The organism is Dietzia sp. KRD202 (assembly GCF_017168155.1).
Lineage (GTDB): Bacteria > Actinomycetota > Actinomycetes > Mycobacteriales > Mycobacteriaceae > Dietzia > Dietzia kunjamensis.
In genome coordinates, this window is sequence record NZ_JABFAN010000019.1 from 28,235 (window position 1) to 39,024 (window position 10,790).

9 protein-coding genes and 1 pseudogene are annotated in these 10,790 nt (G+C 70.6%); 4 read left to right on the forward strand and 6 right to left on the reverse strand.

The window, feature by feature from the left end; translation table 11 throughout:
* A partial coding sequence (locus tag J1M64_RS15745) for a GMC oxidoreductase (protein ID WP_206474805.1) occupies positions 1-1,636 on the reverse strand: 1,636 nt, incomplete at its 3' end.
* Positions 1,637-1,762: 126 nt separating this feature from the next.
* Between J1M64_RS15745 and J1M64_RS20575 the strand changes: the two are divergent.
* The 3 genes and pseudogenes from J1M64_RS20575 (at position 1,763) to J1M64_RS15760 (ending at position 3,320) form a co-directional block, all read left to right on the forward strand.
* Positions 1,763-2,381, forward strand: a pseudogene (locus J1M64_RS20575) (SDR family oxidoreductase).
* Positions 2,382-2,420: 39 nt separating this feature from the next.
* The gene (locus J1M64_RS15755) at positions 2,421-2,786 is read left to right on the forward strand and encodes a hypothetical protein (protein ID WP_206474806.1); all 366 of its coding nucleotides are present in this window, start codon (positions 2,421-2,423) and stop codon (positions 2,784-2,786) included.
* Between the two features lie 63 nt (positions 2,787-2,849).
* A complete protein-coding gene (locus tag J1M64_RS15760; RefSeq protein ID WP_206474807.1) occupies positions 2,850-3,320 on the forward strand; it encodes a hypothetical protein in 471 nt (156 codons plus the stop codon).
* 71 nt (positions 3,321-3,391) lie between these two features.
* Here J1M64_RS15760 and J1M64_RS15765 read toward each other — a convergent pair whose 3' ends face one another.
* Positions 3,392-3,616 carry a hypothetical protein gene (locus J1M64_RS15765; RefSeq protein WP_206474808.1) on the reverse strand — a complete coding sequence of 75 codons (225 nt, stop codon included), beginning with the start codon at positions 3,614-3,616 and terminating at the stop codon, positions 3,392-3,394.
* 134 nt (positions 3,617-3,750) lie between these two features.
* Here J1M64_RS15765 and J1M64_RS15770 point away from each other — a divergent pair, with 134 nt between their 5' ends.
* Entirely contained in the window at positions 3,751-4,689 is a 939-nt protein-coding gene (locus J1M64_RS15770) for an SDR family oxidoreductase (RefSeq protein ID WP_307872465.1), read from the forward strand.
* 219 nt (positions 4,690-4,908) lie between these two features.
* On the opposite strand, the gene J1M64_RS15775 is transcribed toward J1M64_RS15770, so the two are convergent.
* From J1M64_RS15775 to J1M64_RS15790, 4 genes are all read right to left on the reverse strand, one after another.
* On the reverse strand, positions 4,909-5,226 hold the full coding sequence (locus J1M64_RS15775; RefSeq protein ID WP_206474809.1) for a hypothetical protein: 318 nt from the start codon (positions 5,224-5,226) through the stop codon (positions 4,909-4,911).
* 849 nt (positions 5,227-6,075) lie between these two features.
* Positions 6,076-7,188 (reverse strand): NDMA-dependent alcohol dehydrogenase, encoded by a 1,113-nt coding sequence (locus J1M64_RS15780; protein WP_163375527.1) that lies wholly within the window; start codon positions 7,186-7,188, stop codon positions 6,076-6,078.
* 134 nt (positions 7,189-7,322) lie between these two features.
* Complete coding sequence (locus tag J1M64_RS15785) at positions 7,323-8,852, reverse strand: aldehyde dehydrogenase family protein (protein ID WP_206474810.1); 1,530 nt, start codon at positions 8,850-8,852, stop codon at positions 7,323-7,325.
* Between the two features lie 155 nt (positions 8,853-9,007).
* The gene (locus J1M64_RS15790; RefSeq protein ID WP_206474811.1) at positions 9,008-10,714 is read right to left on the reverse strand and encodes a helix-turn-helix domain-containing protein; all 1,707 of its coding nucleotides are present in this window, start codon (positions 10,712-10,714) and stop codon (positions 9,008-9,010) included.
* Positions 10,715-10,790: the final 76 nt, after the last annotated feature.

Sequence of the window (10,790 nt, forward strand, 5' to 3'; positions counted from 1 at the left end):
CTGCAGTAGGGGACGCTGCAGTAGGGGACGCGGTGGGGGACGCGGCGCGGCGGGCCCGGTAGCGGGCGGCGAACCGCTCGGCCATGGCAGTGATGGTCAGGCTCGGGTTGACGCCGACGTTCGCCGGGATCGACGACCCGTCCACCACGTACAGGCCCGGATGCCCGAAGACCTGGTGGTCGGTGTCGATCACGCCGTCGGAGGCGTCGGTCCCCATCGCCGCGCCGCCGAGCACGTGAGCGGTGATCGACTTGCCGCCCACGCTCTCGAGCAGCAGGTTGAGGGGCCGGCCGCCCACCGACTCGGCGAACCGCCGCGCGACCTCGTTGGCCTGCGGCAGATAGCTGGGGGCCGGCTCGCCCTCCCCGGCCCGCGACCGCAACACCCGCCGCCACGGCGTGATCGGGGAGCGGTCGAACACGAGCCGGATCTCGTTCTCCACGTTCTGCATCACCGTGAACACGCTCAGGCGCTCGATGAAGTTGCGCGCGGTCATCAGCCGCACCTGTTGTAGAGGCCGCCGCGCGAGCTGGGCCAGGATCGCGCGGCGGCGACGGGCGGGGTCAGCGCCGTCGATCAGCGGTCCGAGCTGTAGCCGCATGTGCCAGCCGCCGACGTACCGGTTCTGGGTGACGTGCGTGGCGGCGTCCGGGTAGAACTCGCTCGAGATGGTGGGGCCGCGGGTGAGGTCGGCATCGGGGTCGTCGGCCAGGACCGCGGTGATGGCCTCGGAGTTGGTGCGCACGCCCTCGCCGAGCCGGGCCGAGACGCGGGGGAGCAGGCCCTGCTCGCGGGAGCGGAACAGGAGCTCGACGGTGCCGAGGACGCCCGCGGCCACCACCACCTCGGCGGCGTGGAGCGTCTCCCCGCCCGCGGTGCGGACCTCGTATCCGCCGCCGCGGAGTTCGGCGATCGTGTCCACCTTGGTGTCGGGGCGGATCCGGGCGCCGCGCTTCTCCGCCAGCCACAGGTAGTTGAGATCGAGGGTGTTCTTACTGCCGTACGGGCAGCCGACGAGGCACGCGCCGCAGAGCCGGCAGCCCGTGCGATCGGGCCCTTCGCCGCCGAAGAACGGATCCGGCACGGTCACGCCCTCCTCGCCGGGTGCGCCGAACCAGATCGCCATCGGCGTCGGGCCGTACGTCCCACCGGCGCCCATCGACCTGGCCGTGGCCTCGAGGTGCTCGTCCATCTCGCCGACGAACCGCGTCGTCTCGCGCCCGAGCGTGCGGGCGGCGGTGCGGTAGTGCCCCGCCAGCTGTGCGCGCCACCCGTCGGCCACCGCGGGCCAGGCCGGGTCGGTGAAGAACTCGTCCTCCGGTTCGAGCAGCACGCCGGCCCACACGATGCTGCCGCCGCCCACGCCCGCACCGCCGATGATGCCGACGTGCCGCAGCACCCGCTGCCAGAAGAAGCCCTTGAGCCCCAGCTCGGGCATCCACAGATACTTGCGCGGGTCGGTGCGGGCGGCGAGGAGATCGGCGGGGGAATGACGACGACCCTGTTCGAGCACCAGGACCGAGCGCCCCTGCTCGGCCAGCCGAAGAGCAGAGACCGCGCCGCCGAAACCACTGCCGATCACGATGACATCAGTGGTTCTCGAGGGGCGCGGATCGTGCGGCGGGCCGGGGGTCATGCGCCGATCCTAGGACGGGTGTCCAGGTTCGCGGGGCGGATCAGACAGTGCCGCTTGGTGCGGTCGTCGCGCGGCGGGCAGGTGGGCATCGCGTTCCCCGTGAGGAACCTCCGGGAAGCGAGTGGAATGCGTATCAACGAGCAGGTCGTCCCGGTCACCGGCGGAGCACGCGGACTCGGCGTGGAGATCATCCGCGCCTTCTTGCGGGTGGGCGCCCTCGTCGTCGTCGACTACCGACGCAGCGAGGCCGCCGCCGACCTCGACCGTGAGCTCGGCGAGGGCCGCCCCGACTCACGACGCCCCGACTCACGACGCGCCGACTCACGACGCGCCGACTCACGACGCGCCGACTCACGACGCGCCGTCGCACTACGCGCCGACGTGACCGACGACGACGACGACGGCGACGAGGTGCGCGCCCTCTCCGACCGACGCCCGGCCGCGGCCGGAGACCCTCACCTGGGAGGACTTCGACTCGCAGCCGCGTGACGCGGTCAAGGCCACCCTCGCCACCGACCTCGGGCCGGACGGCATCATGGTGGTCTCCGGCGGCCTGCTGCGCACCACCGACGCCTGGGCCGCTACACCTGAAGAGGCGCTCGACGTCATCGACTCCGGGACCCCGCTGCGGCGCGTGATCACCCCGGCCGAGCTCGCCGACGCGGTGCTGTTCTTCGCCTCCCCGTGGGCGCGGGCCGTGACCGGGCAGAACCTCATCGTCGACGGCGGGTTGGTCGAGGGCTGACCCTTGCCCGGGCCAGCTCGGGTGGGGGAAGCTGGTGGCATGGAACTGCCCTCGGTCACCTCCTCGCGAACGGCCGAGGGCCGGCGGATCGAGGCGGCTGAGGCGGCGGTGGCCGAACTCGACCAGCGACTGTCCGAGTGGGACGAACAGCGAGCCCTCGTCGCCGCAGATGAGCTCGGGGGCGACCCCCACGCCCACGTCCCCGCGACCTGGCCGACCGTCGCGGAGGCGCAGGCGTCCGCCGCCGGTCGGCTCGCGGCGCCGCTGTCACAGGCCGCCGTCGAAGCGGAATGCTCGGAACTCCGCTGGGCGGGCCTGGGGAAACTGATCGGGGCCGGCATCTCGGCGGCGGTACTGCTGTCCGTGCCGCTGACGCTCGTCCTGCACGCACTGGTGGGGACATGACGGCCCCGGGGTCGGGGCCGGGGTCTCGGCGGCCCGGCGCATCGGCCGTGGGGCGGTGACGGCATGCCCCTGATCCTCGCGTTGCTGCTGCTCACGGTGATCGCCGGGCTCGCCGCCTGGGTCGCGGTGACCGGCTGGCTCGTGCGGTCCGGGCTGGAGGATCTGTCCCGCCGCCGCCGACTACGGCGGGGGTCCGACCCGGTCCAGCTCACCGCCGAGCGCGCAGTGGATTCGGCCCGGCATTCCTACTTCCTGGCGCTGGAGGCGCTGACCGAGACCCTCGACCGGTGGTACGCGCTCCGGCCCACTCTGGGGATCGGTACCCCGCTCGAGGGCACCTATCCCGACGTCAGGGACCGCACCGACGCCGATCCGGAGTTCGCCGCGCTGCTCGAGCGGGCGAACGCCGCCTGCCTCGACAACCGCTCCGGCCACCCGGATGCGGTCCCGGACCTGCTCGAGGAGACCGCGCGCATGGACTCCCTGATGCTCGCCATCCGCGAACGCGTCCACCGCGCGGGTCGGCCGAAATGAGCGACTCCGCCTCGCCCCACCCGCGCGTGGCGGGTGACGGGAGGCGGAGTAGCGGCGTCTGCGGGGTGGGCTCAGGCGATGCCGGAGCCCTCGTCGGCCGCGGGGGAGGTGTTGGTGCCGCCGTCGTTGATCTCGAAGCGCGTCCACTTGCCGTCCATGTCGACCTCCATGGCGTAGCCGAGCGAGTCGTCCGGGACCTCGACCGTCTTGAACCAGTCGTAGGCCTTGGTGTCGTCGGCGAACTCCTTCTCGTCGATCACGTTCTGCTTGGGGTCAATCACGCGGTAACGGGGCATGCTTGCTCCTTCGTCTCGAGGGAAGTTGAGTTCTCTTCCGCAGTGTGGGGGATTCGGCACGACCTCGCATCCGGACGGGTGGCCGCCGGTGGCGCGTACCGTCGATGCAGCTACACGACCCAGGAGGCCCGCCAGTGAGCACCGACCCCACCTTCACGCCCTCCGACCGGCCCGACGCCGTCCAGCCCGACGACGCGGTGCTGATCGACCCCACCTCCAAGTACGAGGTGGAGATTCCTCTGCAGTCGCAGCCCGTTCCCGGGTTGGCGTCCGAGCTCGTCCCGCCCGCCGACCACGGCGAGACGTCCTACGTCGGCCACGGTCGGCTCACCGGCCGACGGGCGCTCATCACGGGCGGTGACTCGGGAATAGGTCGGGCCATCGCGATCGCCTACGCCCGCGAGGGCGCCGATGTCGCGATCGGCTACCTGCCGTCCGAGCAGTCCGACGCCGACGAGGTCGCGCGACTGGTCCGCGAGGCCGGACGGACATGCGTGCTGCTGCCCGGCGATGTGGGCGACGAGGAGGTCGCCCGGGGGATCGTCCGCGACGCCGTCGCCGGGCTCGGCGGGATCGACGTGCTGGTGCTCAACGCCGCCCGGCAGACCTACGTGGAGAATCTCGAGGACCTGACCTCCGAGCAGTGGGCCGAGACGATGAACGTCAACATCTCGGCGCCGTTCTGGATGATGCAGGAGGCCCTGGGGCATCTGCAGCCGGGCGCCAGTGTCATCTTCACCTCGTCTGTGCAGGCCTACACGCCGTCGCCGGGCCTCGTGGACTACGCGACCTCACGTGCGGCGGTCAACACCATGTCCAAGGCGTTGGCGCAGCAACTCGCGCCCCGGGGGATCCGCGTCAACGCCGTGGCGCCCGGGCCTTTCTGGACGGCGCTGCAGGTCTCTGGCGGGCAGAAGCCGGAGAAGCTGCCGTACTTCGGTCAGAAGAACCCGCTGGGCCGGCCCGGTCAGCCGGTCGAGATGGCCGGCGCCTACGTCTACCTGGCCTCCGAGGAGTCGTCGTACACGACCGGCAACACGCTGTCGGTGACCGGCGGTGCGCCCACGCCCTGAGCCGGCTCAGCGAAGCCGCACGCCGTGCCCAGCCGCAGCCGCGCGCCGAGCCCAGCCGAAGCCTCACGCCGAGCCCAGCCGAAGCCTCACGCCGAGCCCAGCCGCAGCCGCGCGCAACCACTGCAGCCGCGCACGAAATTCCGTCAGCGGCTGCAGTGGTTGCGCGCGGATGGCGCGGGGTCGGCTGCGGGCCGGTTCGTGAGGTCGGCCGTGGGCAAGTCAGAGGAGTTGCGCTCGTCGGAGCCCGGCGGTCAATAGGCGCTCGAACCGGGCGGGCTTGAACAGGTCGTTCCAGATCCAGCGGATCACCACCACCCCGAGATCCCGCAACTGGTCCTCGCGCTGCTTCTCGAGCCACACCACCTCGCTCGGGTCCGTGCCGTTGCTGGCGCGGCCCGAGTACTTGATCCTGCCGTCGAACTCGCCGGCCAGTCTGCCTTCTCCCCAGGAGAAGTCAGTACGGGCGATGACGTGTCCTTCGGGTGAGAGGTAACGGTGCTGCAGTCGAGGGGTCGGAATGACGTGCAGGGATCTCATGACGCAGCGGGAGAGCGATTCACCAGGGCTCTCCGCGAGAGGGTCCGCAAAATCCACAGCCTCTCGGGCTATCGCGACACCGGTGCGGCCGCGGTGAAGTTCGAGCTCGTTCACCAGAGAAGTCCGCGTGACCAACTTCAGGCGTAGCGCATGGTCCGCCGCGCAGACGCCCGCATCGAAGCCTGCAGTCCGGGCAAGGTCGATGATCGTCCGATCAACGGTCGTGACGGGGATGCCGTCGACCTCGGTGGCTGACAGGGAACTCCCCGGAGAGGTATGGATCTGGACGTGAGGGGTCTTGCGTCCTCCGGCGGGCCGGCCGACCGTCAGGTGGACGCCCTGGGTCCGGGTTCTGACGAGGGGGAGGCCGTGGAGCTCCGCTGCCGTGTGGTGGCTGATCAGTGCCCCGGCCGGTCCCTCTGACAGCGCGATCCTGGAGGACCTGACGGCGGAGGCCTTCCGGGACTCACCGGCGACGGGCAAATGAAACCACCCGTGCCTGCTCCTGATCAGGCTTCCTGCAGAGACCGCGGCCGTGAGTGCGCGGTGCGACAGTCCCGCCCGGGTCGCCTCTGCCGTCGTGAAGGGTTGCCCCGTGACAAACGGGATCGCTGGTGTCATGGCGGCAACGGTGCCAGGGCCCCCCGGTGAATCCGGCCCACAAACAAGGCCGGCGGCCGGACCCTGTGGAGAAGCCGGCCCTGTGAAATTCAGGTCCTGGCAGTCCTGGACCAGGCCTCGCCGGACAACCGCGCGCAATTACTGCAGCCGCCCACGATAACTCGTGAGCGGCTGCAGTGATTGCGCGCGGCTGCGGGCGGAGTTGTCGGGACGGCTGCCGGCGACGGATCAGGTGTCGTGGATGATCACCCCGCGCATGATCTTGCCGTCCTGCAGGTCCTGGTAGCCCTCGTTCACCTGGTCGAGCGTGTAGGTCGTGGTGATGAGTTCGTCCAGCTTGAGCTTGCCCTCGTCGTACAGGCGCAGGAGCTTGACGATGTCGTACTGCGGGTTGGCGGAACCGAACAGGGTGCCTGTGATGGTCTTCCCGAACAGGGCCATCATGGTGCCGCTGACCTGGACGGTCTTGTCCGTCATGTTGCCCAGGCCGGTGATCACCACCGTGCCGCCCTTGCCGATCACGTCGAACGCGCTCGAGACGACCTGCTCGTCGACGGTGCCCACCAGGATGAGCGCCTGGTCCGCCATCTGTCCCCAGGTCAGCTTCTCGACCTCGGCGTGGGCCTCGGCGGCGTCGGCGAAGGCGTGGGTGGCGCCGAACTTCAACGCCTCGTCGCGCTTGAACTGAACGGGATCCACCACGACGACGTGGCGGGCACCGGAGTGGACGGCGCCCTGGACGGCGTTGATGCCCAGGCCGCCGATGCCGTAGATGACCACGGTGTCGCCCTGGCGCACGTTGCCGGCGTAGGTGGCGGTGCCCCAGCCCGACGGCACGCCGCAACCCACCAGGACGGCCTTGTCGAGCGGCAGCCAGTCGTCGACCTTGACCACCGAGTGCTGTGAGATCACCGATCGCTCGGAGAAGGTGCCGAGCATGCACATCGCGCCGAAGTCCTTGCCGTCCGAGTGGAAGCGGAAGGTCCCGTCGGGCATGTGGCCCTCGAGGATCGTCGCACCCATGTCGCAGAGGTTCTGCCGACCGGTCGAGCAATACCTACAGGTCCCGCAGTTGGGGATGAACGAGCACACCACGTGGTCGCCCGGCTTGACCTTGGTCACGCCCACGCCCACGGCCTCGATCACCCCGGCTCCCTCGTGCCCGCCGACGATCGGGAAGCGCGGCGGGAGTGAGCCGTCGGACAGGTGCAGGTCGGAGTGGCACAGGCCCGCGGCCGTGTACTTGATCAACACCTCACCGGGGCCGGGATCGTCCAGGTCGAGCTCGATGATCTCGAACGGCTTGTGGAGGTCGAACAGTACTGCTGCTTTGGTCTTCACGACGGTGTTCCTTTCGGGGAGCGCAGGATGGGAAGGGGTGAGTGGGAAGAGAGGGGAGTCGCCGACGTCCCCGGAGGGGGCACAGGGACGCCGGGTCCCGGTTCGTGGAGCTCGATCACTCAGAGCTCGATCACTCAGAGCTGGATGTTGACCGACCTGGTCTGGGTGTAGAGGTCCAGCGCACCCTGGCCCAGTTCGCGGCCCCATCCGGACTGCTTGAACCCGCCGAACGGCATGGCGGTGTCGAAGCCGTTGTACTGGTTGACCCAGACCGAGCCGGCGTGCAGACGGCTGGCGACCTTGTGGGCCTTGGAGATGTCCTTCGTCCAGACGCCCGCGGCGAGGCCGTAGATCGAGTCGTTGGCCTGCCGGACCGCGTCGTCGATGTCGGTGAACCGCAGGGCCGAGACGACGGGGCCGAAGATCTCGTCCGTGACCACCCGGTGGTCGGGTTCGACGTCCACGAAGACGGTCGGTTGGACGAAGAAGCCGGTGTCACCGTGTCGGCCGCCACCGGTCAGAGCGCGTCCGCCGTCCTCGATCCCGGCTCGTAGGTAGTAGGAGACCTTGTCGAACTGGTCCTGGTCGACGAGCGGGCCGAGTTCGGTGGCGGGGTCCAGGCCGTGCCCGATGGTGGCCTGGGCGGCGGCGTCGGCGACGGCCTGCGTGAACTCCTCGTAGATGGAGTCCTCGACGTACAGGCGGGTGCCGGCGGTGCAGGCCTGCCCGTGGTTGAACATCCACGCGGCCACGGACCCGGCGACGGCGGCCTCGAAGTCGCAGTCGGCGAAGACGATGTTGGCGCTCTTGCCGCCCAGCTCGAGGGAGACCTTCTTGAGGTTGCCCTTGGCTGCGTCGACGATCAGCTTCCCGACCTCGGTGGAGCCGGTGAAGGCCACCTTGTCCACGTCGTCGTGGGCCGAGATGGCCGCGCCGGCGTCGCCGAAGCCGGTGACGATGTTGACCACGCCGTCGGGAACCCCGGCCTCGGCGATGACCTCGCCCAGCAGCAGCGCGGTCAGCGGCGTCTGCTCGGCCGGCTTGAGCACCAGCGTGTTGCCGGTGGCCAGGGCGGGTGCGAGCTTCCATGCCGCCATGAGCAGGGGGAAGTTCCAGGGGATGATCTGCCCGCACACGCCCACGGGGACGCGCTGGGTGTAGGCGTGGAACTGCTTGTCGCCGGCGAACGGCATCGACACGTTGACGGTGGAGCCCTCGATCTTGGTGGACCAGCCGGCGTAGTAGCGGAACACGTCCGCAGCCCATGCCACGTCGACGGCGGTCGCGATCGCCACGGACTTGCCGTTGTCCAGCGCCTCGATCTGGCCGAACAGCTCGGCCTTGGCGTCCAGCAGGTCGCCGATGCGCCAGAGGATCTGCTCGCGCTGGTTGGGCTTCATCGTGGCCCAGGCGCCGTCGTCGAATGCGCGGCGTGCGGCGGCCACGGCCCGGTTGACGTCCTCGGGCCCGCCGTGGGCGACCTGGGTGATCTCGGCGCCGGTAGCGGGGTCGTAGGTGCCGAAGGTGCGGCCGTCGGCGGCGTCGACCCACTGCCCGTCGATGAAGAGCTGGTGCGGGCGGCCGAGGAAGTCGCGGGCCTCGGTGCCGAGCCGCTCGTCGACCTGGGTGGTGGCGCCGGTGTCCCGGGAGAGTGTGCCGGTCATTGTGTCCTCCAAGAATCCCGACCGGCTCAAGTGTGAGGCCGGTCACAACCCATCATGGGGTCGGTCCGGCTCGGCGGAGTGTTCAGATTCTGGACACCATGCACAACACGGACAGCATCGACGACGCCGGGCAGAGGCCGGGTCGACGCCGCCCGTCAGGACAAGCCGAACTCGCGCATCCGGGCGTACAGGGTGGTCCTGCTGATGCCCAGCCGTCTGGCGGCGCGTGACCGGACGCCGTCGCATTCGGCCAGGGCGGCGACGATCGCGTCGTACTCGCCTCTCGCCAGCTCCCCGGCCCGGGGCGGGCGTCCGGTGCGGGCGCGGGACGGCAGTGAGTCCACGTCGAGGGTCGTCGATCCCCTGTGCCCGGATTCGGTGAGGCATTCGCTCAGGATCGACCGCAGGGAGATCAGTCCGTTGGGCAGGTCCAGGGCGCAGACGGCGTCCGTGAAGCGCGCTGTGGGCACGGTCGGGCCGAGCCCCTTCTCGGCGGTCAGTTCCGTCACCATCCGGGCGACGATCTCGGCGCTCTCGGCCCCCCGTTCGTGCAGCGGCCGCAGAACGGTCCTCGTCCCGCACGCGTCCAGTGCCTCCGTCACCGCCGCGCGGGGGTCCTCGCGACTGGTGACGACGACGAGGGCGGCCCCCGCCGACCGTAGGCGTGCTGCCAGGCGGCGCAGGTCGGCGTCGTCGAGGAGGTCGATGTCGTCCAGGACCAGCGGCCTGCCCTGATCGCCCTGGTCACGTAGGGCGGGCACCACGAGCCCGATCCACGCGGCGTCCGCGCTGTCGGCTTCCGCGAGACGGACGTGCAGGGCGCCCGGGCCGGCGATGTCCCGCGCCGTCGTCGATCGTCCCGACCCGGAGGGGCCGACCACGGCGTGGGCCCGCCCGGTGGCCCCGCTGGAGGAGCCGGGCGTGGACGCGGCGGGCATCGCCGACCTCCCCGGGGTGGACGCGGCCATGGCGGCAGTGGAGGCAGGCCGGGTGCTGCCCAGGACGGGCACGGCCGGGTGCTGTTGGTCCGGGAACACCAGGTCGAGCAGGTGCCCACGGCGGCCGACCCGGCTCGAGAGCACCCCGACCGTACCCACCGACAGCTCGACGGAGTCGCCCAGCTCGTCCCGGTCGACGAGGCGCCGGAGCCTGCCGAGGTCGCGGGCGTCCAGCCGTTCCAGGCTCGAGTGCGAGGCCAGCACGACCTCGTCACCGAACGCGCATGTCGCGGTGTCCGAGGCCCGGGTGCGTTCGACGAAGCGGTGCCACAGTTCGCGGTCGTCGGCACGGGCGGTGTCGACGTAGCGGGCCTCGATGTCCGCGACGATCTTCCGGACGAACGGCGCGAACATGCGGGAGGCGTCGGCGCTCATACCCGTGAGATCCACCGCGCCGACCAGGCGTCGCGTGAGCGGGTCGATGATCGGGTGCCCGTAGCAGGCGAAGTCGCGCAGGACCTCGGCGAAGTGTTGCTCGCCGTGGATGAACACCCCGGCGCGGGTCTCGAGGGCCGTGCCGATGCCGTTGTTGCCCACCGTGTCCTCGGTCAGGGTCGCCCCGTCGTCGACCCCGCGCCGCAGCAGCATGCGGGAGATCCGGGCGTTGTCGCGTACCGAGCGGATGACCCGACCCTCGCGGTCGGCGAGCAGGAGCATCGCCCCGGTGTCCTTGAGGACCTCGTCCAGGTCGTCCATCACCGGTCGGGCGGCTTCGGCGAGCCGGTGGGAGCGCGATGCGCGTGGGTCGGGGGCTCCGGGCCGGGCGCTCTTCGGGGTGAGTCCGCACGATGCGGATCTGCGCCAGGACAAATCGATGTGGTCCTCACCGGGGGCAGGGGAGGAGGGGCGGACGGTCTGGGTCACAGGGCGCCTCCGGCCGGTCGGGTGGTATGTGATCTACACCATACGGCCGCGGCGGCGTGCGTGATGCCCCCGGTAG

What these genes read in the sequence shown, in the direction of transcription:
- J1M64_RS15760 (WP_206474807.1), top strand. Translation starts at nt 2,850, where the DNA reads ATGCCCCTGATCCTCGCGTTGCTGCTGCTCACGGTGATCGCCGGGCTC.
- J1M64_RS15765 (WP_206474808.1), bottom strand. Translation starts at nt 3,616, where the DNA reads ATGCCCCGTTACCGCGTGATTGACCCCAAGCAGAACGTGATCGACGAG.
- J1M64_RS15785 (WP_206474810.1), bottom strand. Translation starts at nt 8,852, where the DNA reads ATGACCGGCACACTCTCCCGGGACACCGGCGCCACCACCCAGGTCGAC.
- J1M64_RS15755 (WP_206474806.1), top strand. Translation starts at nt 2,421, where the DNA reads ATGGAACTGCCCTCGGTCACCTCCTCGCGAACGGCCGAGGGCCGGCGG.
- J1M64_RS15775 (WP_206474809.1), bottom strand. Translation starts at nt 5,226, where the DNA reads ATGAGATCCCTGCACGTCATTCCGACCCCTCGACTGCAGCACCGTTAC.